Raw genomic sequence first — 16,962 nt, 5'->3', positions numbered from 1 at the left:
ATGATGAGGGTGTAAGGCGGTTTCAGGGCTCTGCTAATAGGGACTTGAACCGCCTTATTTGATTCGCAGAATGGTTCCGTCCTTTCGTACCTGGAGCACCTCGTCTATGCCGTGTTGATTGGCTCGTCTGAGCAATTCGCCCGCCAGCCACTCGTCGTCCAATGCCAGGTATTTGCCGTTGAATACGACTCTGACCACCGACAGCGGGTTCGGGTAGGCTTGGGCGAACTGTCTCTTGGCTTTTCTGAGGTTCGATTCGACGCATCGCACGTTGCCGTTGTTCGGGCTTTTGATTTCCCAGATCAGGCCCCCGATCTCCAGGTCGATGTTGGAATACCCGACCGGCGCATCTTCGGAACGTGTCGTTAGGGCGAATCCGTTGGCGGATAGGCTGTCTATCGCGAAAAGGTCGCGAGGCTCGTTCTTGGCGATGTCCTCTCTGGTCTTCAGATAGGTGATCGGGGTGGGGGTCCCGTCGTATAGCCACTGGCGGTCACGGGTGCGCATCTCGGCGAGGATTCGGTTGCGTTTCCATTCCTTGTATTCGAGCGGCTTGTCCTTATCGGCCTTCGGGATGAAGGAGGCCTCGTATTTCCGGTATTCCTCGCGGGTGGTCAGTCGGGCCGCGGTGTCGGCGCATTGCTGGTATTGCTCATAGAGCCTGTCGGGATCGTACCCCTTGAGCTTCTGGGCGCCCCACGAGGGAACGACGGAGCAGTCGCAGTTACCGTTGTGGAAGCTGCCACCCAGTCTGGCGCTGTCCTCGGTCCAGTACACCCAGCCTCGGGAAGCGAGCATGACGCAGAACTCGCATGTGGGCCCGTTGGGCACACGCGCCCAGCGAGGCTGGGTTGGATCTCGGCCGATCGTGTCCATGAGGGTCAGACGCCCGGCAGACATGACCAAGCGTGCGATGTATGACTGGTAGCCCGCCATGTCGTCGGTCTTGGGCCAGAGTTCCTCGATGCTCTTGCCGTACTTGTTGTGGACTTCGCCGTCGGCGCCGGGGATCACGTCCTGATAGTGGAGTCCGGGATAGTCGGTCTGGTTGAATCCGCCGGCGAGCTGCCAGACGACACGGTTCGGGTCAAGCATGTCGCCACGGTCGAATTCCGGCAGCTCAACGCCGGAGTACTTTCCCCAGAGCTCTCGTATCGAGTCGTAGTAGTCGCTGGCGAGCTGGCCTGCGCGGTCGCTGTAGCGTTCCAGCATCGCGCGGGCCTCCTCGATACGGGATTCGGCGTCGGGGAAGGTGAAGTCGTCGTCCCAGATCGAGCCGATGTCGGCCGCGCCGTTCCTTTGCAGTTTGGCAAGTTCGCGCTTGTAGCGGTCATAGGCCGCGTCAAGCTGTCGTTCGAGTTCCTCCCGTCGGTTCTCCGGCACCTGCAGGTCGTTGAGTTCCACCGGCAGTGTCCTCCTGCATCTGTTGCATGGTCGTGGCCCTCAGCTGGTCTATGGCCGCCTGGGCGCGTTTGCGTCGGGCTTCGCCTCGTAGGATGCGTCGCTGCTGGTCGGTCAGGTCGAGCATGTCCCAGGTGACCTCGCTGTCGGAGGGCAGGATGTTCGCGCCGACGAGTTTGACGGCGAGGTCCGCGGCGGCGGCCTTGGACGGGGTGCTGGGGTTGCGCCATTGGGGCAGCAGGGTCTGGGTCTGCCCGTCTCCGCTGATACGCTGCGCGTGCTCGATGACGCGCTGCCATGGTCGGCCGAACCAGATGTGGCAGTTCTCGGCGAGCAGGCACAGTTCCTTGCTGGCCTTGTCGATGGCCTCGGCGCTGCTCGGGTTGTCGGTGAGCACGCCCATCGCGTCCGGGGGGAGGCTGGTCGCTGACGCGAACATGGTGGCGGTCTGGCGCAGCTGTGCGAGGTGCGGCTCGAACGATGCCTGCTGGAACTGTCCGACCTGTGGGATCTGCCCGGTGAGCTGGTCCCGCGGGATGGCGAGGACCTGGTCGAGCATGATCCTCCACTTGGGCACGAGGTTGCCGTCCTCGTCGGTGAACATGTCCTCGTTGACGCCGAGGAAGTAGCGTCCGGGCACGGAATAGAGCTCGGCCTGGATCTCGCTGCGCAGGAAGGTGCGCACGGCCGAGTCGGTCAGGCTCATGACGGTGCGGTTGATGCGGCTGCGTCCGAAGGGGCGGCGGCTGTCGGGCTTGTAGGCGAACAGCTCGCACGGGATGCGTCCGGACACCTCGTCCCACCGGTCGGCGACGTGCCAGCCGTGTTCGTCGGGTTCGATGGTGACGGTGTGCTCGTAGTCCATCAGGTAGATGCCGTTGACCTGCTCGTATTCGTCGTCGACGTCGAACAGGAGCGCGGCGGCGAGTCGCTTGCGTCGCTTGTCCCATTCGCCGGTCGCGGTGTCGGCGGTGAACTCCTGGATGATGGCTTCGGGCTCGCCCTTTGCCGGGTCTCCCTGCAGGACGGCGACGAAGCTGCACGAGTGGACGAACGCGTCGGTGTGAACGCTCTGGGCGAGTTGGATGACGTCGTTGGCGTCGGTCAGCTCGCCGATGGCGTCGGCGGGGGTGGATCCGTCGGCGGCGATGAGCCCGTCGAGGCGTACGCGGTTGGCGAGTCCCTCGATGGCCTTTTCGGGCCATCCGACCACGATGCTGATGTCCTTGGCGATCGGGGGCAGGCTGTAGCCGATGTCGTGCAGCTGGTTGCGTCCGTTGTAGTAGGTGGAGCGCAGTCGGTTGCGGTTGCGTTTGCGGTACAGGCGGCGCAGGAGACGACGGTAGAGCTGCTGCTCGCCGCTGGTCAGGCCGCTGATGGTGGTGGGGAAGCTGATCATGCCAGTCGTATCATCCTTTGCGTTTGTCCTGGTCTGCGTCTGCTGGTCATGGCGCCGTGCAGGGCGAGGGTGACGGCCACCAGCGGGCTGATGTCCACGTCGCTGCCGAGTTTGTTCCACCCCATGGCGCCGGACTGGCCGATGTGGCGCAGCGTGCAGCCTCCCACGGCCATGTCGAGCGGCGCTTGCGTGAGGTGGGCGAGTCTGCGGTCGCGCAGCATGTCCTGGAAGCGGCCGACGGCCTGGCCCATGTCGGTGGGCCCGGTGAGCGTGACCTGCACGCCGCGGCGTTTGAGGTCGGGCACGAGCACGGTCGCGGGGCTTTGCGCGTCGATGACGACGGCGGCCATGCGTGGCCAGCGCTGCGTGATCCAGTCGACGGCCCAGGCCGTGCCGTGCTGCCTGGTGTCGCGGAACATGGCCAGTTCCACGTGGGCCATTCCGTCCGGCCATGCGCGGCATGCGCCGATGGCGAGGCTGGAGCGGTCGGGCGGCATGTCCACGCCGATCGCTGTCCACCCGTTCGGGGTGGCGGCGCGTCGTTCGACGATGCCGGCGGCCCATGCGTCCGGGTCGATCGCGGAGTGGAACGTGACGTCGTCCCAGATGCCGAGGCATTCGCGGCGGAAGTCGTCCGGGGCGAGCTCCTCGTACAGGTTCAGGATGCTTTCGTCGCTGGTGTGCTGCGGGTAGCTGGGGTTGGCGCGCATCCACTGGTTGCGGTCGAGCGGGTCGGTGCCGCGTTCGGCCGAGAATTCGACGTACAGGGTGCGTGCGGACCGGCCGGCGAGCGCGTTGGCCCGGTGTCGGGCGAATACGTCGCCCTGCTGGTCGGGGCCGGGTGGTGTGCCCATGTACCAGGTCTGGGGGTTGTCGGCTCGGTTCTGGGTGGGCAGCACGCTGGCCAGGGCGGAGTCGGTCAGGTGCTGTGCCTCGTCGAGGACGAGCAGTCCTACCTTTTTGAATCCTCGGATGGCTCCGTTTTCTCGGGCCTTGAAGGCGATGCGGCTGCCGTTGCGGAAGTAGATGGCCTCCTTGCCGGCGGCTGAGTGGATGCCGTGGTCGGGGTCGATGAACGGGTTCATTTCGTCCATGAGGGCGATGTCGCGCAGGGTCTGGAACGTGTCCTGGGTGACGCTGAAGTGGTGGGTGGTCCAGATGGCGGTGAACCGGGGGTTGCGGATGCACCGGTGGAAGGGGATGAATCCGGCGGTGAAGGTCTTGCCTGTCTGGCGGGGGATGCTCATGTCGACGTTGCGGGCGGCCCATAGGCCGTCGGCGCGTTTGGCGAGGGCGAGCCGGTTGATGGCTCGCTGCCATGGGTCGAGGGCGAAGCCGAGCGCTTCGACGAACGCGTTGAGTGACGGTTCGCTGGTCGTGGCCATGTCGTCGGGGATGACGAGCTCACTCGCTCCCGGTATCGGGGTCGAACGGCTGGTCCGCGATTCCGAACGCCTGCACAATGGGGTTCTCCTTCGCCTTGTCCCGCGCGTCGATGGATTCGATCTCGCGGGTGATGTCGTCCAGTCGCTTGGTCAGGGCCGCGAGGTCGCGTGCGGAAACGCCCTCGTCGAGCGCGGTGGCGATCTTGTTGCGCATCGCGACCAGCAACCGCCGTCGGTCGTTGGATCTGGCGGCGTTGTACACGGTTCCTCGAACGCCCGAGGAGGTCTTGGCCATGGTGGTCTCCTGTGGAAAAACGTCCGTGGAAAAAAAGGCGCTGCACCCGAGGGCACCTCGAGACCGGAGGCGGGGGTATATCCCCCTATGGAGGGGCTACCAGTCGCTGGATTCGAACCGGAGAGAGGTGGCTTTTGTCGGGATCGTGCCTGAGCCGGCTTGGAGTCGTTTGGCGACTTCGTTGCGGGCCCATTCAAGGCTGTGGGTGCCTTTGAGCCCGTTGCACCATCGGTGCGCGGGTCCGCTGTTGGAGTGACAGACGCGTCCGCCCCTGGCCAGAGGAAGGGTCTCGTCGATGACGAAGCTCCACGGGTCGGGACTTTTCAGGCTGTAGTCGATGGGTCGGCCGCAGATGTAGCAGGGAGCTCCGCTGGCTCGCCAGCGCCGTTGCTCCTGTCTGCGTCTATACCCGTTCTTCCATCGTGGATTCGTCGAAGCCATAGGGCTCCCGTCTGTGTTCGCGGATGGTGAGGGATTCGAACCCCCGGAGGATACGCCTCGACTGTTTTCTGGACAGGTGCCTTCGACCACTCGGCCAACCATCCGGCGTGTCGCTTCCCCGCTGACTGCCGACGGGGAGGCGGCACGGTGTCTTCGAGAGAGAGGTGGCAATACGCAGAGAACCCCGGATCCACAAGGGGTCTCGGGGTTCTCATACTTATCGCTGAAGCGAGTATATCACAGGTGCGTGTAGGCCTACTCCTGCTTGGAATCCATTTTCACCTCGGCCAGCTCGATCAGCCGCAGAATCGGAAACTCCCGATAGCCGTTCTCAAGCTTCGGCGCCGTGATCCTGCCCGAGCGGATCCAGTTGTTGACGTCATCGCGGGTCACGTCGATCCCGGTCTCCCGGCTCACCCACACGGCGGCCCCGGACGGGGTCTGCGTCGTATGCAGCACATCCAACCGTCTGCGAGCCGCCCGACGCACCGAGGGCAGATGCAGCAGACTGTCGCACCGGCCGCACACCGCCCACTCCTCGCCCTGAACGGCATGGACCATCGCCCCGCATACGTCACACACCCCGACAAGCCTGCGCAGCCGCGGCCGACGATCGGCCACACGCTCCAGCCGCCCATTAAGCCTGATAAGCCCCTCGAGATGATCCGCCGCATCGGGCAGACATGCCAGCACACGTAGATTCGCGCCCAGCCGCGGCAATGCCCGTTGCCAACGGCCCCCGGGCAATCCGGCCGCCTCACAGATCCCATCGATCAAACGTTCGACCTCGGCCTCGAGATCGGCTGCGGACACATCGATGCCCAACGGCGCGAACGAACCCCTCCCGCCGCCGCGCTCGCGCAGATGCACCTCACGGCGGATGACCAGCTGCAGGACAGCCAGATGATGGCGCAGAAGCGTGAGCTGACGGGCGTAGGCGCGCATGCACTGCCGGCAGATCGTCATCCCGTCGGCGAGCGCGTTCGCGGCGCATGTGGGGCAGATGCGGCATGTGACGTGTGTGGTGTTGGTGTTGTCGGTTTCGTCGGTTGGGGTGTGGTTTGCAGTCATGGTTGTTCCCTCCCGTTGGCGGTATGCTTGGTTATGCGTTTCGGCCTCTGCCTTTGGGTGGGGGCTTTTTGTTTAGTGGGGCCGGAGGGTTTTTGGCGGTCGCATCCAGTCGTTGAGGCAGTGTTCGAGTTCGGCGAGCGCGGTGAGGTATCCCTGTCGGGTGTCGGGGTGGTCGATGTGTTCGATGCTGGTGTCTCGCATGGCGTGGATCTGGTTGAGGACTTGCTGGTAGGCGTGGTCGCGTTTGGTGATGTTGATGATGGACACTCATTCCTCCTCTGGTGTCGAGCCGTCGTAGGGGTTGCGTGGCGCGTGGTATGGGCCGATCATGTGTGAGGGGCTGTTTGCGGCGTAGCCTTCGGCCCATGCCCTGGCCATGGTTGTCTGCAACTGCTTGTCGACGTTTTCCAGGGTTTTTGCGATGCGTTCCAGGGTTTCCGCGATGTTGATGATGGCGAGGGTCGCCACGTACATGGCATCGGCATCAAAGGACGTGGTCAGGGAGTCGTCCTGCAGCTGCGCGTAGTCGTGCTGGATCTTGTTGCGCTGGGATTTCGTGTTGGTGCTCACTGGTTCTCCTCCATGATGTAGGGGTTTTCGCTGATGGGGCCCACGCGCGCCGAATTGGCGGCGGTTCTTACGACGTTCATTCCGTATTGGACGCCTTTTTCCCATGCCTGCGCGGCCGCGGCCTTCAAGAGTTTTCGGTCGCGGTTGGCCAGCCATGTGATGATCCGATGCCGGCGTAGCTCAATATCGTCGGGGTCCGTGGCCCATGCGTGCGCGTAGTCGTGGATAATCGAGGAGTAGCTGATCTCCTCGTCCTCGGTGGTGAAGATGCTCATCGCTTCCTCCTTGTCGTGAACGGATTCCAGCCGAACTCGCGGTGCAGAATGCACATGCAGATCGTGGCCGACGCCATGAGCAGGATCAGGCACATGACGCCGGCCAGCAGGATCGCGGTGACATCAGCGACGGTCACGATTCCTCCATGCCTGCGAGCGCGGTGTGGATGGCTTCGGTGATGGCAATGAATTCCTCGTAGTCGAAGCCCTGGGGAATGAGGATGGTGCGGGTGCTGATGGGGTGAATGTCGTCGACGTCGTAGCAGAGCCTGTTGTTTGGCTCCTTGAAGGCGATGTCGGTCAGGGTTCCTCGGATGATTTCTGTCGGGAAGCTCATTGCTGGTCCTTTCGTGTTTCGTAGGTGCCGATCAGTTCGGCGATGTCGTCGTACGGGACGAACGGGTTGAGTTCCTGGATCTCCTGGATGGTCAGGCCCGCGTTCCACCATCGGATGATGATGCGGGCCACGTGCTCGCCGATCATGCGTCCTCCAGCATGCTGATGTCGGTGGGGATGCCTGAATGCTCGTAGATCCTGTCGGCGAGCGCGGCGATGGTTTCCCAGTCGGCCTCCCCGTCCTCGCACTGGTTGAGGGTGATGGTCAGGTCGAGGTCGGCGAGCGCGTAGCTGATGGCGTGGGCGAGTTCGGTTTGGGTGTAGATGCGTGCCGTCTGGTTGTTGGTCATTCGTTGGTCTCCGTGTAGGTGATGGCAGGGTCGATGCAGGAGCATTGTGCTCGGGCGATGACGCTTCCGGCCATGTACCGCCAGTGGTGTTGGATCTCCTCGCTGGCTTCCCGGTATCCCTTGTCGTCGTTGGTCATGAGCGTGTACAGGAGTTCGGCGGCCTGGTCGAGTTCCATATCCGTTGGCTTGCGGATGGCTCCTCTGAGGTAGGCGCGTCGGAGATTCTGGTCCTGGTAGAGACGCTTGGCCTCTTCTGCGATGATGCTGGTCATGATTCCTCCTGTTGCTGCTGCCATGCGACGCCGGCGGCGAATGCCTGGGCCTGCATGACCGCGAAATCGAGTCGGCTGACGGTGACGGGCTCGTACGGGTGGTCGGGGATGGGGTAGCGTTCGGTCAGGATGTCGCGCATGCTCATAGCTGCTCCCTGATGCAATCCAGATACCATGCGAATCCCTTGTGGCCGTTGACCGCGCGGTTCCACACGCGGATCCCGGTACGCAGCGCCTCGTCCGTGGGGATCCGGGAGGTGGTGTGCATCGTGTAGAAGCGCACATGGCAGGACGGGCACTCGTACCGCCACTTCCACCCGTACGGGGCGGGGATGCGCGTGACACGGATCCTGGTATGGCAGAACGGGCATGGGCTCAGCCGGTGGTATTTCCTCGGGGTTGTCATTGGTTCTCCTTCCTGCGGCGTTCGCATTCGTCGAGCGCCTGATCCAACTGGTCGGCGAGCGCCTCGGCCTGTTCCGGGGTGATGCGCCAGGATGTGAGTTCGCGGGCCCTGCTGCCGCGGGTGTGGGTGAGGTCGGTCTTGAGGATGACGCAGTTGCCGTGCTGGCTGGCCTGCGCGCTGACCTTCAACTGGCTCATAGGGCCACCTCGTGGAATCCGAGAGAGCCGACGAGCATGGCTCGGCGCAGGAGCCGGTAGATGCCGATCTCCCTGTCGAGGCACTGGTCGCTCCTGTGATCGGTCTCGGGCGCCTGGTCGAGGATCCTGCGGGCCGTGTCGGGGGACAGGTGCTCGAGCAGTGCGAACGCGGACTGCACGTCCATCCAGTGGTAGTCCAGCAGGCCCAGGGCGTCGGGTGCCGTACAGGCGAGCCAGCGCATATCGAACTGCGGGTTCCATCCCGCCGGACGGAGGACCGCCTCACGGGCCTGCGCGACGATGAACGCGGTCAGACCGAGGCCGGCGAACCGGACGTCTCCCAGATGCGGGGCCAGCGAGGAGACCGCGTCGATCAGCCCGTTGACGGTGTGCGTGTGGCGCCAGCGAGCATCCATGCCCCTCAGGACCGTCTCCCAGTGCTCGGGGCGGGCCAGCACGTGATGGCGGGAGAGTTCCACGCCAGCCAGGTCCGTGACCCTCACGCTCGCCTCCAGCAGGTGACCGCTTGCCGGATCCAGTCCCGTGGTCTCCACGTCCACCCACAGCAGGCGGACGGGCTTGTCGAGTTCGTTCATTTTCAGTGTGTTCCTTTCGCTAGGCGATCTGCATGAGCTCGTCCGGCGCCAGTCGGCCGGTCAGCACGCCGCGGATCTCCACCGGATCCCTGCCCTCGTTGAGCATGTCCGCCGCCAGCTGGCGTGCCTGCGAGCGCGGTGAGCTGCCGAACCTGCCTCCCACGCGGTCGGTGCTGAACCGGTGTTCGATCGGGCGGATGAGGTCCGATACGTGCTCGCATCCTGCCGTGTGCTTGTGTTCGCTGTTCTGGTGGCGGGCGGGGACGGGTGTGGGCTTCTGCTGCTGGTCCGGTGTGGCGGCGGGTTTGGCGTCGCCGTGGATCCAGCGCAGGAAGCGGGCGTCCCAGTCGCGGAGCCTGCGGTGGTTCTCGAGGGCCCAGAGGCGGAAGCTGGCTTCCGACCGGTTGAGGTTCACGCCGAGCTGGCGGGCGAGCTGGCGTGCCTCGGGGCTGGGGGTCCAGTCCGTGGGCAGTTCATGGCGTTTGGGGTTTTTGGTTTTCGGGTGGGTCTCCCCTCGGGTAGGGGACACCTCCGTAGGAGGTGGGGTTATATAACGGTTCTTATTGGGTTTGGGTCCAGATTCTGGAGGGGTCAGAACCGGTTTTCTGGACGGGTCCGATTTCTGGAGGGGTCCGGATTCTGGAGGGGTGGTTTTGCGGGTCCGTCCTACTGCCGGCTTGCTGACCCCTCCGGATTCTGGAGGGGTGTCGTTTTTCGTGGTTTCGGGCTCCACGGTGGTGGGTTCCTGTGCCTCCACGGTGTCCCAGGTCACGTCCAGGTCGAGGTCGTAGACCACGGGACGCTGCCCGTTGGGCATCCATCCGATACGCCGCTGGTCGCCCTCGCGGATCAGGCCCTTGGCCTTCAGTCCCTTGATGGCGGTGCGTACCGCAGTGATCCCGTATCGGCTGCGCTTCGCGATCGTCGCGGCCGACTGGAACGAATTGCGCCCGTACTTGTCTGCCACATCGGCCATGTAGATCAGCACGATGCGTTCGGCCTTGTCCTTCGTCGGGGCCTCGTCCATGGCCCAGCTCATCGCCTGAACGCTCATGACTCCTCCTTGTCGCCCTCGTCGTCGAGCAGCAGTGTGTAAAAACGATTCCCGATCCGGTAGCGGACCGGGATCAGGGTCGGATCGTCCCATCCATGGACGAGCCAGCCCTGTTCATACGATTCGGCCGGATGCGCGTGCACCCAGCCATGACAGCCCGTCGTACCGGATCCGCACAGGAGGATCAGATTCGACGGGCGATTCAAGAGTTTGGGGTTTGGTTGCTGGCTTCTCAACTGCCGGTGATGTCGACTGCCGCCAGTGGCATACAGCGAAACGCCGCAGCGGACGCACGACCACTGGTCGCGCTCGTCCACCACGGCCTTCAACCTCTCGGAGGGCTCACGGCTCATACGTGCCTCCTGGCCAGCAGATCCTCCAACCGCGAGGCCTGCGCCTCGGTGAGGAACAGGCTCATATGCGAGCCCTGCTCGGCCGAGGACGTGACGAACCTCGCGTCATCCATGTCCACCAGGATCCCGTCCGGCGTCTTCTGCACCGCTATCATCTCGTGCCTCCGATCATCGTGTTGAGTATGTGGATCGCTTCGGGGATCCACCCGTTGCCCGCGATCAGCTCCGCCCGCGACAGGGCGGCGGGCGTGCCGTGCTTGCCCTTGTGGTCCAGGTCACGGCCCAGACGGTGGATGACGCTCTTCGCCACATCCGCCGCCGGTCCCGGCCTCACAGTGCCGTTCGTCTTCCTGGCCTGAATGTCCTCGAGATCCCTGACCGCCTCACGGATCAGATCACGCTCCAAATCCACGAACCGACGCGACTTCCTTTGCGGTTCCGTTCCGAACACCATCAGAACTCGGGCTCCTCTCCATACCCGGAGCCATACGTGGCGCCGGCCGCCCACGGCTCCTGACTCTCCTCACCGGCCTGAGACTGCGGCTGCTGCCGATTGCGCGCGGCTCCCGCGAAACCGCCCGTATAGCCTGACTGCTGCTGAGCCGCCTGTGGCTGCTGCTGGGGCTTGGGGTTGCGTTCGCACACCGCGATCTGCGTGGACAGGTCCGGGCCGATCGCCGTCACGCGCAGTTCGATGCTCGTACGCGTCACCCCGTCGTTGCCCGTGTAGTCATGCTGGTTCATGTACCCCTGCGCGACCACGCGCTGTCCCTTCGACAGGGACTGGACGATGTTCGTCGCCAGGGTGCGCTTCTGCCCGTTCCACGCACTGCACCGCAGGAACGTGGTCTCCCCGTCCTCCCACTGGCCCGACCTCGAGTCATAGCGGCTCGGCGTGGAGGCGACCGTGAAGTTCACGACCGTGCTCCCGCTTGGGATGGTGCGGATCTCGGGATCGGCGGTCAGATTGCCCACCACCGTGACCAGAATGTCATTCGCCATGTTTTCTCCTCCTAGAGTCGTTCTCGGGACAGGGCGACCAGCCACGCGCACGTGAGCACGACCAGGCCACGCAGGATCCCGTACCCGTCCATGTCATGCACTCCCACCATCAGGCCCAGCAGGCCCAATGCGGTGAACACGATGACGGAGACGAGCATCAGCCGGCGCAGACGCGCGCGGGTCATGCGATCACCCCTCACCGGTCCAGCCCCAACACGTGCAGGATGGCCTCCATGTACACGTCCGCCAGGCCGACGCCCACCACGCACGCGAGGACCATGCACCCCGTGCCCGGCCAGCCGCCCAACAGGACCGCACCCAGAAACAGACACGCGAGCAACACCAGCCCGCCGACGGTCAGAAAACGATTCATGACAACCTCACTTCGCATATTCAAGAGTGGACAGATAGGTATGGGCTGCGATGTACGCGATGAGATCGCTACGCCAGTAACGGATCACACTGCCCAACTGAACGAACGGCAGATCGTTGTTGGGCTCCTGACGGCGAGCCGCCAGCCACTTGTAGGCCGCGTTGGGCTCGTCGTCACACAGCAGCTTCGCCGCGGTTTTCGTGCTGATCAGCACGTCGCCCTCATCCAGACGACGCGCCACATCCTCGGGGCTCATAGCAAGCCTCCTTTCGAGTCGATGGGGTCCCGGCGTTTGGTAGCCGCCGGAACCCCTGTTTTGGTAGATGCCTTTGTGGAATCCCCTCGCCGGTACGCTGGAATCTGGCAGGAAACCAACCCCCGACGAAGGGAAGAATCAATGGATACGGAAGACCTGAACAACCTTGCCCAGGCCACGGCCGCCATCGTGGACGCGCTGACCACGATCAATGCGGAGGGAAAGCAGACGGACGGAGACCAGCAGCAGCCCCGTACCGGCCAGCGCAAGACCACGGCAGAGCGCGTACGTGCACTTGAAGCGCGGAACACCCTGATCCTCAACCTGCTGGACAAGACGGCCGACGTCATCCACGAGCTCACGGAGCAGACCCTCGAGCAGGGGCGGATGATCGACCATCTCTCCGCCGTCGTCGTCTCGCAGGACAGGGAGATCACGGCCCTTAAGAAGGCGGCCGCCAAGATGTCGAAGAAACACAAAGGGAAGTGACATCACTCCTCCTTTCTCGATTCCTTGAGCATTCGGTCGATCGCCCGACGCATGTACAGCAGATCGCCCTTGGTCAACGCATCCAACCGCAGATACTCCGACCTGCGAGAACCGAACACCGCCAGACTGAACTGATACGGACTACCCGGACTCTCACGATCCGGATCCCGCGTCAACAGGAAATCCCCGCCAATACCCTTCTGTCCGAACAGCGTCATCACTCCACCTCCCCGCCAGCGAGCGCGGAAGCGTGGAATTGCGGGGGCAGGAAGGACGAAGGCGGTTCTCCGATCGCTTCGGAGATGGCAAGGATGTCGTCGAGATCGAAGCTGCGATATCCCTTGAGTTTGCTGTTAAGGCTGCTGTAGGGCATGCCGGATTTCTCCGACACGGCACGCTTAGTCATGCCCTTGTCGTGAATTAATTTCTCAATTCGACGACCTATCCACGTCCGTAGTTCTGTAGTGCTCATATGAGAAACGTTAATCGACGGATAGAGATTCGTCAATCGGCGTGTTGCTCAAATGAAGATCGCAGTACCCGCAATGTAGATTGCGCATATGCAAATAAGGAAATATACTGACCATATGAGTAATTCAAAGAATCGAGGCCAGCGGTTTTCGCAGCTGATTGGCCTAGAGCTAAAGGCGAGTTTCGTTCGATTGCAGATTTCGCAATCTCAGGTCGCTGACCGATTGGGACATTCTCGATCCGGTTATTCGAAATGGATTAATGCAAAGCCTTCGATGCCCATTGAGGCCTTGCTCAATACATGTGAACTCATCGGCGTGGATCCAAGAGAGGTCATCGACAGCGCCTATCGTCGCCTTATTGAAGAAATGGGAGAGGCTGTCAATTCGCCCAGCGCCGGTGATTCTCGTGTTGAGGATGTGTTGTCTCGTGTACAGGCCATGTCCGCTGGCCGGGATGATCTCGGTCTCGCCGCCCTGCATGACGAACACAAGCTCGACGGGGACGGCGACGAAGCCGCGTAAAACCATATATTTCAGACCAACCGTCAGCGTTGACGGCCATGGACCGCAAGGCAGTTAGGAGTAGCCCATGGGATTCAGATTCAGAAAAAGCATCAGCCTCGGCAAGGGAGTCCGAGTCAACATCGGCAAGAAGGGCATCAGCAGCGTCACCCTCGGCAAACGAGGAGCCCCACACGTCACCATCGGCAAGACAGGCACCAGCGTCGGCGCCTCGATACCAGGAACCGGAATCTCATACACACAGAAGATCAGCGGACCAACAAAAGCCAAGAAGACCACGAGAAGACACAAGGAGAAGACCATGAAGAAGCAGCAGAACAACGAGCAGATCCAGACCACGGCAATCCCAAGCCTGCCCGCCTACAGCCCCACGCCCGTAGCCGACGCGACCATGCCCATCGCCGACGCCACCGCGCCCGAAACGCCCATCGCGCAGCCGGCACAGGACGCGCCCACCATCACCATGCCCGAACAGCCCGCCCCGAATAACAACGTCCCGCCCATCCAGCCGCCGGCGGAGTCGCCCGAATCGTCCGGATCCGGCAAGCACGGCAAGAAGAAAAGCAAATGGCCCAAGCGCATCGGCCTGATCATCGCGTTCCTCGTCGCCATCGGCATCGGCGCCAACACCGCCGCCGACCCCACCACCAGCAGCGAATACAAGGAACTCCAGGACAAGCGTCAGCAGGAACAGGACCAGAGGCAGACCGACCTCGACAACCGCGAGAACGCCATCAGCCAACGCGAACAGGCCGCCCAGTCCAGCAACTCGAGCAGCAGTTCGAACAGCGGTTCGACCGCCAGCAACTCCAACAGTTCCAGCAGCAGCTCCAACAGTGGCTCGAGCAGTTCCGGCACCGTGCGCGGCGGCGCGTTCTGCAGCACGGCCGGAGCCACCGGAACCAGCAGCGCCGGCACCACCCTCACCTGCCAGACCGCATCAGACGGGCGCCTGCGCTGGAAGAAGTAATCGTGTCCATGATCCCCATCACGCCGGGTATGAGCTACGAACGCATGAGCGACACCGCCCTCGCGGCCAACCCGCAGCTCACGATCGAACTCGCCATCCTGCCCGGCGACATCGCCGGCGTCTGCTGTCCGAGCCTCGACACGATCCTCATCGACCAACGCCAGACTGACACCAGGAAACGCTGCGCCCTCGCCCACGAGCTCGTCCACTACCGGCACGGCGACGACACCACCAGCGGGTGGGCCGGCGCCAAGGCCGAACACCGGTGCCGTCGACAGACGGCGCTCCTCCTGGTCAACCCCGCCGAATACGCCATCGCCGAGGCCATGTACGACGGGGACGTCTACCGGATCGCCGCCGAACTCGACGTCACCACCCAGATCATCCACGACTGGCAACACATCCTCAGGGAGGCGACGGCCCAAACGGAACAATTCGTGTAGACGTGTATTCGCGGGTATAAATGGGTATAAAACTGTATTTACAGGTATAAAATTGTATAAAGCTCATATGTGGGCATCGAAGGAGAAGCATGGAGGACGGTAAAACGCGTCATGCGATAATGCACGGTCTGAATCCGTTCGTACCCGGTGCCGGGCGACAGCCCAAGGATCTCGCGGGCCGCGAGCATGAACTCGAGATCATGGACCGGATCATCGCCCGGACCAAGGCGGGATACTCGAATCAAGGTCTCGTGTACAGCGGGCTGAGGGGCGTCGGGAAAACGGTGCTCCTGCTCAAGATGCGCGACATGGTGACGGAAGGGGGACTGCTCGCCATCCGTCTGGAGGCCACGCAGGATCCCAAGCACGACTATGCCGCGATATTCGAGGGCGTGTCAAAGGCGATCCTGAAGGAACGGGACAAGAGCCTGCGGGAAAGCCTGCTCGCCGCGGTGAAGCACGTCAACGAGGTTTCGGTCCATATCGGCGTGCTCCAGGCTTCATTCGGCCCCAGCCGGGACGAGGAGGCCCCCACGTCGGAATCCCTGGTATTGGAGATGATGGTCGAGGAGCTATGCACCACGCTCAAGAAGCACAACTCCGGCCTGTTCCTGTTCATCGACGAGTTCCAGGAGATGCCGAAGGAGCTCATGGGCACCATCATCGGCCTGCAGCACACCATGGGGCAGGACGATCTTCCCTTCTACGTCATCGCGGCGGGATTGCCGAACCTACCGGGCGTCCTGACGAAATCCCGCTCGTACGCGGAACGACTGTTCGAATACCGGCAGATCGGCAGTCTGCCCGAGAACGAGACGCGCGACTGCTACATAAAGACCATCAGCAGGGTCAGCCGGTTCGAGGACGACGCACTGGACCGTCTCGTCACGCTGTCACAGGGATACCCGTATTTCATCCAGGCATACGGATCCGCGGCATTCGAGGCATCGGACTCGTCGCCGATCCCTCTGTCGGCAGTGGACAAGGGAGAGCCGGTCGCACGAGAGGTACTCGACCGAGGCCTCTACGAATCCCGCTGGCAGCGCGCCAGGCCATCGGAACGAGAATACATGCGCGCCATGGCATCCATCGGGAAGGAGCTCTGTTCCTCATCCGAGATCGCGGAAAGACTGAAACGACCGGTTTCCGAAGTGGCGCGGATCCGCAAGGGCCTTATCGAGAGTGGTCTCGCATATGCTCCGGAACGCGGCTACCTGTCATTCTCCGTGCCGGGCATGGGGGACTTCATCCGCCGAGCGGCCCCGTTGCCGGAACAGATCTACGACAGAAAGGAGTGAAATCCTCTAAACGAAAAAGATCCCGCATGCTACCAACATGCGGGATCCGATGCCGGCGAGTGCTACCAACACTCGACCCGGCCTGAAACAGCACCTACCAAAATCAAGGACCGTTCCGTGGCTCATTCTACCGCGGGACGGGGAATGGAGCATATCCAATTGTCGTCGTCAGTTTTTGTCGTTTTTTGCGCCCCGTATCGCCTGGATGATCTTGGGGCCTGTTTCTGCAAGGCCGGCGAGCGCGGCGATGCCTGCCGCTATGTCGTGGCCGGTGAATGCGAGGGTTATAGCGGCGGCCTAGGGCAGTACGGTGTATCCGATCGAGGTGAGGAGCACGGACCACGATTCCAGTTTCGTGGTGGTGAGCAGGGCCTTGTTCTGGGCGTGGGTGGATTCCTCGGTCATGCGCATGATGCGGTCGGGGAACGATGGATCCACTCGTTTGAATCCCTCCATGTCCTCGGGGGAGGGGGTCAGTCCGGACCAGTAGGAGCTTCTGGTTGCGATTATCCGCGCTTCGCCATGCGTTGCATCGAGTGGATCATCGCCGTTTGCACCGACATCGACGCCGCTTTCATGGTGTTGGTCTCCAGAATGTTCCTGCGGATGCGTTGGAATTCGGTCGTCGGGTTCGGCTGCGTCGCGATGCTGAGTCCCCGTTTCATTCCTCGAGCTATCGCTTTTATCGTGGTGTTCTTCATGGGCCATCGGTCCTCCAAGCTATATGTAGCAGTT

At 62.8% G+C, this 16,962-nt stretch carries 34 protein-coding genes and 1 tRNA gene; 5 read left to right on the top strand and 30 right to left on the bottom strand.

The window, feature by feature from the left end; all coding sequences use genetic code 11:
- Positions 1 to 54 precede the first annotated feature (54 nt).
- From Tam10B_RS00440 to Tam10B_RS00345, 26 genes are all read right to left on the bottom strand, one after another.
- Positions 55 to 1,404: a VG15 protein gene (locus Tam10B_RS00440; protein ID WP_093959317.1), complete on the bottom strand. Its 1,350-nt coding sequence runs from the start codon at positions 1,402 to 1,404 to the stop codon at positions 55 to 57.
- The gene (locus Tam10B_RS00435; RefSeq protein WP_093959316.1) at positions 1,343 to 2,800 is read right to left on the bottom strand and encodes a phage portal protein; all 1,458 of its coding nucleotides are present in this window, start codon (positions 2,798 to 2,800) and stop codon (positions 1,343 to 1,345) included. Before Tam10B_RS00435 ends, Tam10B_RS00440 begins: the two co-directional genes overlap by 62 nt.
- Positions 2,797 to 4,263 (bottom strand): terminase large subunit domain-containing protein, encoded by a 1,467-nt coding sequence (locus Tam10B_RS00430; protein ID WP_233133508.1) that lies wholly within the window; start codon positions 4,261 to 4,263, stop codon positions 2,797 to 2,799. The genes Tam10B_RS00435 and Tam10B_RS00430 overlap by 4 nt, the downstream gene beginning before the upstream one ends.
- Complete coding sequence (locus Tam10B_RS00425; protein WP_093959314.1) at positions 4,205 to 4,480, bottom strand: hypothetical protein; 276 nt, start codon at positions 4,478 to 4,480, stop codon at positions 4,205 to 4,207. The genes Tam10B_RS00430 and Tam10B_RS00425 overlap by 59 nt, the downstream gene beginning before the upstream one ends.
- A gap of 461 nt (positions 4,481 to 4,941) precedes the next feature.
- Positions 4,942 to 5,025, bottom strand: a tRNA-Ser gene (locus tag Tam10B_RS00420).
- A gap of 151 nt (positions 5,026 to 5,176) precedes the next feature.
- Positions 5,177 to 5,992 (bottom strand): hypothetical protein, encoded by an 816-nt coding sequence (locus tag Tam10B_RS00415; protein ID WP_093959313.1) that lies wholly within the window; start codon positions 5,990 to 5,992, stop codon positions 5,177 to 5,179.
- Between the two features lie 72 nt (positions 5,993 to 6,064).
- Positions 6,065 to 6,259 carry a hypothetical protein gene (locus Tam10B_RS00410; protein WP_093959312.1) on the bottom strand — a complete coding sequence of 65 codons (195 nt, stop codon included), beginning with the start codon at positions 6,257 to 6,259 and terminating at the stop codon, positions 6,065 to 6,067.
- Positions 6,260 to 6,562 carry a hypothetical protein gene (locus Tam10B_RS00405; protein ID WP_093959311.1) on the bottom strand — a complete coding sequence of 101 codons (303 nt, stop codon included), beginning with the start codon at positions 6,560 to 6,562 and terminating at the stop codon, positions 6,260 to 6,262. It abuts the gene before it with no gap.
- Entirely contained in the window at positions 6,559 to 6,837 is a 279-nt protein-coding gene (locus Tam10B_RS00400; RefSeq protein WP_093959310.1) for a hypothetical protein, read from the bottom strand. The genes Tam10B_RS00405 and Tam10B_RS00400 overlap by 4 nt, the downstream gene beginning before the upstream one ends.
- Positions 6,834 to 6,974, bottom strand: a complete 141-nt coding sequence (locus tag Tam10B_RS13140; RefSeq protein WP_158214077.1) for a hypothetical protein — start codon at positions 6,972 to 6,974, stop codon at positions 6,834 to 6,836. Before Tam10B_RS13140 ends, Tam10B_RS00400 begins: the two co-directional genes overlap by 4 nt.
- A complete protein-coding gene (locus Tam10B_RS00395) occupies positions 6,971 to 7,174 on the bottom strand; it encodes a hypothetical protein (RefSeq protein WP_093959309.1) in 204 nt (67 codons plus the stop codon). The genes Tam10B_RS13140 and Tam10B_RS00395 overlap by 4 nt, the downstream gene beginning before the upstream one ends.
- Positions 7,171 to 7,320: a hypothetical protein gene (locus Tam10B_RS13135; protein ID WP_158214076.1), complete on the bottom strand. Its 150-nt coding sequence runs from the start codon at positions 7,318 to 7,320 to the stop codon at positions 7,171 to 7,173. The genes Tam10B_RS00395 and Tam10B_RS13135 overlap by 4 nt, the downstream gene beginning before the upstream one ends.
- Positions 7,317 to 7,523, bottom strand: a complete 207-nt coding sequence (locus Tam10B_RS00390; RefSeq protein ID WP_093959308.1) for a hypothetical protein — start codon at positions 7,521 to 7,523, stop codon at positions 7,317 to 7,319. The genes Tam10B_RS13135 and Tam10B_RS00390 overlap by 4 nt, the downstream gene beginning before the upstream one ends.
- Positions 7,520 to 7,795 (bottom strand): hypothetical protein, encoded by a 276-nt coding sequence (locus Tam10B_RS00385; protein WP_093959307.1) that lies wholly within the window; start codon positions 7,793 to 7,795, stop codon positions 7,520 to 7,522. The genes Tam10B_RS00390 and Tam10B_RS00385 overlap by 4 nt, the downstream gene beginning before the upstream one ends.
- Complete coding sequence (locus tag Tam10B_RS13130) at positions 7,792 to 7,941, bottom strand: hypothetical protein (protein ID WP_158214075.1); 150 nt, start codon at positions 7,939 to 7,941, stop codon at positions 7,792 to 7,794. The genes Tam10B_RS00385 and Tam10B_RS13130 overlap by 4 nt, the downstream gene beginning before the upstream one ends.
- On the bottom strand, positions 7,938 to 8,201 hold the full coding sequence (locus Tam10B_RS00380) for a hypothetical protein (protein ID WP_093959306.1): 264 nt from the start codon (positions 8,199 to 8,201) through the stop codon (positions 7,938 to 7,940). The genes Tam10B_RS13130 and Tam10B_RS00380 overlap by 4 nt, the downstream gene beginning before the upstream one ends.
- Positions 8,198 to 8,398 (bottom strand): hypothetical protein, encoded by a 201-nt coding sequence (locus Tam10B_RS00375; protein ID WP_093959305.1) that lies wholly within the window; start codon positions 8,396 to 8,398, stop codon positions 8,198 to 8,200. Before Tam10B_RS00375 ends, Tam10B_RS00380 begins: the two co-directional genes overlap by 4 nt.
- Entirely contained in the window at positions 8,395 to 8,994 is a 600-nt protein-coding gene (locus tag Tam10B_RS00370) for a 3'-5' exonuclease family protein (protein ID WP_093959304.1), read from the bottom strand. The genes Tam10B_RS00375 and Tam10B_RS00370 overlap by 4 nt, the downstream gene beginning before the upstream one ends.
- Positions 8,995 to 9,013: 19 nt before the next feature.
- Positions 9,014 to 10,048, bottom strand: a complete 1,035-nt coding sequence (locus tag Tam10B_RS00365; protein ID WP_158214074.1) for a helix-turn-helix domain-containing protein — start codon at positions 10,046 to 10,048, stop codon at positions 9,014 to 9,016.
- Positions 10,045 to 10,401, bottom strand: coding sequence for a hypothetical protein (locus Tam10B_RS00360; RefSeq protein WP_198947484.1), 357 nt, complete (start codon positions 10,399 to 10,401; stop codon positions 10,045 to 10,047). Before Tam10B_RS00360 ends, Tam10B_RS00365 begins: the two co-directional genes overlap by 4 nt.
- Positions 10,398 to 10,556, bottom strand: coding sequence for a hypothetical protein (locus Tam10B_RS13125; RefSeq protein WP_158214073.1), 159 nt, complete (start codon positions 10,554 to 10,556; stop codon positions 10,398 to 10,400). Before Tam10B_RS13125 ends, Tam10B_RS00360 begins: the two co-directional genes overlap by 4 nt.
- Entirely contained in the window at positions 10,553 to 10,855 is a 303-nt protein-coding gene (locus tag Tam10B_RS00355; RefSeq protein ID WP_093959302.1) for a hypothetical protein, read from the bottom strand. The genes Tam10B_RS13125 and Tam10B_RS00355 overlap by 4 nt, the downstream gene beginning before the upstream one ends.
- Positions 10,855 to 11,403: a single-stranded DNA-binding protein gene (gene ssb, locus Tam10B_RS00350; RefSeq protein ID WP_093959301.1), complete on the bottom strand. Its 549-nt coding sequence runs from the start codon at positions 11,401 to 11,403 to the stop codon at positions 10,855 to 10,857. Before ssb ends, Tam10B_RS00355 begins: the two co-directional genes overlap by 1 nt.
- A gap of 11 nt (positions 11,404 to 11,414) precedes the next feature.
- A complete protein-coding gene (locus tag Tam10B_RS13120) occupies positions 11,415 to 11,588 on the bottom strand; it encodes a hypothetical protein (RefSeq protein WP_158214072.1) in 174 nt (57 codons plus the stop codon).
- 11 nt (positions 11,589 to 11,599) lie between these two features.
- The gene (locus Tam10B_RS13115; RefSeq protein WP_158214071.1) at positions 11,600 to 11,776 is read right to left on the bottom strand and encodes a hypothetical protein; all 177 of its coding nucleotides are present in this window, start codon (positions 11,774 to 11,776) and stop codon (positions 11,600 to 11,602) included.
- Positions 11,777 to 11,783: 7 nt separating this feature from the next.
- Positions 11,784 to 12,032 (bottom strand): hypothetical protein, encoded by a 249-nt coding sequence (locus Tam10B_RS00345; RefSeq protein ID WP_093959300.1) that lies wholly within the window; start codon positions 12,030 to 12,032, stop codon positions 11,784 to 11,786.
- Positions 12,033 to 12,173: 141 nt separating this feature from the next.
- Here Tam10B_RS00345 and Tam10B_RS00340 point away from each other — a divergent pair, with 141 nt between their 5' ends.
- The gene (locus Tam10B_RS00340) at positions 12,174 to 12,521 is read left to right on the top strand and encodes a hypothetical protein (RefSeq protein ID WP_093959299.1); all 348 of its coding nucleotides are present in this window, start codon (positions 12,174 to 12,176) and stop codon (positions 12,519 to 12,521) included.
- A 2-nt stretch (positions 12,522 to 12,523) separates the two neighbouring features.
- Here the strand turns inward: Tam10B_RS00340 and Tam10B_RS00335 are convergent, their stop codons facing one another.
- Together Tam10B_RS00335 and Tam10B_RS00330 are read right to left on the bottom strand one after the other, a co-directional pair.
- Complete coding sequence (locus Tam10B_RS00335; RefSeq protein ID WP_093959298.1) at positions 12,524 to 12,739, bottom strand: hypothetical protein; 216 nt, start codon at positions 12,737 to 12,739, stop codon at positions 12,524 to 12,526.
- Positions 12,739 to 12,993, bottom strand: a complete 255-nt coding sequence (locus tag Tam10B_RS00330; RefSeq protein WP_093959297.1) for a helix-turn-helix domain-containing protein — start codon at positions 12,991 to 12,993, stop codon at positions 12,739 to 12,741. Before Tam10B_RS00330 ends, Tam10B_RS00335 begins: the two co-directional genes overlap by 1 nt.
- Before the next feature lie 115 nt (positions 12,994 to 13,108).
- Between Tam10B_RS00330 and Tam10B_RS00325 the strand changes: the two genes are divergently transcribed.
- From Tam10B_RS00325 to Tam10B_RS00310, 4 genes are all read left to right on the top strand, one after another.
- Complete coding sequence (locus Tam10B_RS00325; RefSeq protein ID WP_158214070.1) at positions 13,109 to 13,516, top strand: helix-turn-helix domain-containing protein; 408 nt, start codon at positions 13,109 to 13,111, stop codon at positions 13,514 to 13,516.
- A 67-nt stretch (positions 13,517 to 13,583) separates the two neighbouring features.
- Entirely contained in the window at positions 13,584 to 14,486 is a 903-nt protein-coding gene (locus Tam10B_RS13335; RefSeq protein ID WP_093959295.1) for a DUF4236 domain-containing protein, read from the top strand.
- Positions 14,487 to 14,494: 8 nt separating this feature from the next.
- Positions 14,495 to 14,929 carry an ImmA/IrrE family metallo-endopeptidase gene (locus Tam10B_RS00315; protein ID WP_093959387.1) on the top strand — a complete coding sequence of 145 codons (435 nt, stop codon included), beginning with the start codon at positions 14,495 to 14,497 and terminating at the stop codon, positions 14,927 to 14,929.
- Positions 14,930 to 15,018: 89 nt separating this feature from the next.
- Positions 15,019 to 16,227, top strand: a complete 1,209-nt coding sequence (locus tag Tam10B_RS00310; protein WP_093959294.1) for an ATP-binding protein — start codon at positions 15,019 to 15,021, stop codon at positions 16,225 to 16,227.
- A 297-nt stretch (positions 16,228 to 16,524) separates the two neighbouring features.
- Here Tam10B_RS00310 and Tam10B_RS13110 read toward each other — a convergent pair whose 3' ends face one another.
- Together Tam10B_RS13110 and Tam10B_RS12845 are read right to left on the bottom strand one after the other, a co-directional pair.
- On the bottom strand, positions 16,525 to 16,665 hold the full coding sequence (locus tag Tam10B_RS13110; protein ID WP_158214069.1) for a hypothetical protein: 141 nt from the start codon (positions 16,663 to 16,665) through the stop codon (positions 16,525 to 16,527).
- 68 nt (positions 16,666 to 16,733) lie between these two features.
- On the bottom strand, positions 16,734 to 16,928 hold the full coding sequence (locus Tam10B_RS12845) for a hypothetical protein (RefSeq protein ID WP_143248483.1): 195 nt from the start codon (positions 16,926 to 16,928) through the stop codon (positions 16,734 to 16,736).
- Positions 16,929 to 16,962: the final 34 nt, after the last annotated feature.

Source organism: Bifidobacterium vansinderenii, from assembly GCF_002234915.1.
Taxonomy (GTDB): Bacteria; Actinomycetota; Actinomycetes; order Actinomycetales; family Bifidobacteriaceae; genus Galliscardovia; species Galliscardovia vansinderenii.
The sequence above is the reverse complement of the archived record's forward strand: the minus strand, read 5'-3'. Positions and strand labels throughout refer to the sequence as shown.

What these genes read in the sequence shown, in the direction of transcription:
- Tam10B_RS00435 (WP_093959316.1), bottom strand. Translation starts at nt 2,800, where the DNA reads ATGATCAGCTTCCCCACCACCATCAGCGGCCTGACCAGCGGCGAGCAG.
- Tam10B_RS00425 (WP_093959314.1), bottom strand. Translation starts at nt 4,480, where the DNA reads ATGGCCAAGACCTCCTCGGGCGTTCGAGGAACCGTGTACAACGCCGCC.
- Tam10B_RS00415 (WP_093959313.1), bottom strand. Translation starts at nt 5,992, where the DNA reads ATGACTGCAAACCACACCCCAACCGACGAAACCGACAACACCAACACC.
- Tam10B_RS00400 (WP_093959310.1), bottom strand. Translation starts at nt 6,837, where the DNA reads ATGAGCATCTTCACCACCGAGGACGAGGAGATCAGCTACTCCTCGATT.
- Tam10B_RS00395 (WP_093959309.1), bottom strand. Translation starts at nt 7,174, where the DNA reads ATGAGCTTCCCGACAGAAATCATCCGAGGAACCCTGACCGACATCGCC.
- Tam10B_RS13135 (WP_158214076.1), bottom strand. Translation starts at nt 7,320, where the DNA reads ATGATCGGCGAGCACGTGGCCCGCATCATCATCCGATGGTGGAACGCG.
- Tam10B_RS00390 (WP_093959308.1), bottom strand. Translation starts at nt 7,523, where the DNA reads ATGACCAACAACCAGACGGCACGCATCTACACCCAAACCGAACTCGCC.
- Tam10B_RS00385 (WP_093959307.1), bottom strand. Translation starts at nt 7,795, where the DNA reads ATGACCAGCATCATCGCAGAAGAGGCCAAGCGTCTCTACCAGGACCAG.
- Tam10B_RS13130 (WP_158214075.1), bottom strand. Translation starts at nt 7,941, where the DNA reads ATGAGCATGCGCGACATCCTGACCGAACGCTACCCCATCCCCGACCAC.
- Tam10B_RS00380 (WP_093959306.1), bottom strand. Translation starts at nt 8,201, where the DNA reads ATGACAACCCCGAGGAAATACCACCGGCTGAGCCCATGCCCGTTCTGC.
- Tam10B_RS00375 (WP_093959305.1), bottom strand. Translation starts at nt 8,398, where the DNA reads ATGAGCCAGTTGAAGGTCAGCGCGCAGGCCAGCCAGCACGGCAACTGC.
- Tam10B_RS00370 (WP_093959304.1), bottom strand. Translation starts at nt 8,994, where the DNA reads ATGAACGAACTCGACAAGCCCGTCCGCCTGCTGTGGGTGGACGTGGAG.
- Tam10B_RS00365 (WP_158214074.1), bottom strand. Translation starts at nt 10,048, where the DNA reads ATGAGCGTTCAGGCGATGAGCTGGGCCATGGACGAGGCCCCGACGAAG.
- Tam10B_RS00360 (WP_198947484.1), bottom strand. Translation starts at nt 10,401, where the DNA reads ATGAGCCGTGAGCCCTCCGAGAGGTTGAAGGCCGTGGTGGACGAGCGC.
- Tam10B_RS13125 (WP_158214073.1), bottom strand. Translation starts at nt 10,556, where the DNA reads ATGATAGCGGTGCAGAAGACGCCGGACGGGATCCTGGTGGACATGGAT.
- Tam10B_RS00355 (WP_093959302.1), bottom strand. Translation starts at nt 10,855, where the DNA reads ATGGTGTTCGGAACGGAACCGCAAAGGAAGTCGCGTCGGTTCGTGGAT.
- ssb (WP_093959301.1), bottom strand. Translation starts at nt 11,403, where the DNA reads ATGGCGAATGACATTCTGGTCACGGTGGTGGGCAATCTGACCGCCGAT.
- Tam10B_RS13120 (WP_158214072.1), bottom strand. Translation starts at nt 11,588, where the DNA reads ATGACCCGCGCGCGTCTGCGCCGGCTGATGCTCGTCTCCGTCATCGTG.
- Tam10B_RS13115 (WP_158214071.1), bottom strand. Translation starts at nt 11,776, where the DNA reads ATGAATCGTTTTCTGACCGTCGGCGGGCTGGTGTTGCTCGCGTGTCTG.
- Tam10B_RS00345 (WP_093959300.1), bottom strand. Translation starts at nt 12,032, where the DNA reads ATGAGCCCCGAGGATGTGGCGCGTCGTCTGGATGAGGGCGACGTGCTG.
- Tam10B_RS00340 (WP_093959299.1), top strand. Translation starts at nt 12,174, where the DNA reads ATGGATACGGAAGACCTGAACAACCTTGCCCAGGCCACGGCCGCCATC.
- Tam10B_RS00335 (WP_093959298.1), bottom strand. Translation starts at nt 12,739, where the DNA reads ATGACGCTGTTCGGACAGAAGGGTATTGGCGGGGATTTCCTGTTGACG.
- Tam10B_RS00330 (WP_093959297.1), bottom strand. Translation starts at nt 12,993, where the DNA reads ATGAGCACTACAGAACTACGGACGTGGATAGGTCGTCGAATTGAGAAA.
- Tam10B_RS00325 (WP_158214070.1), top strand. Translation starts at nt 13,109, where the DNA reads ATGAGTAATTCAAAGAATCGAGGCCAGCGGTTTTCGCAGCTGATTGGC.
- Tam10B_RS13335 (WP_093959295.1), top strand. Translation starts at nt 13,584, where the DNA reads ATGGGATTCAGATTCAGAAAAAGCATCAGCCTCGGCAAGGGAGTCCGA.
- Tam10B_RS00315 (WP_093959387.1), top strand. Translation starts at nt 14,495, where the DNA reads ATGATCCCCATCACGCCGGGTATGAGCTACGAACGCATGAGCGACACC.
- Tam10B_RS00310 (WP_093959294.1), top strand. Translation starts at nt 15,019, where the DNA reads ATGGAGGACGGTAAAACGCGTCATGCGATAATGCACGGTCTGAATCCG.
- Tam10B_RS12845 (WP_143248483.1), bottom strand. Translation starts at nt 16,928, where the DNA reads ATGAAGAACACCACGATAAAAGCGATAGCTCGAGGAATGAAACGGGGA.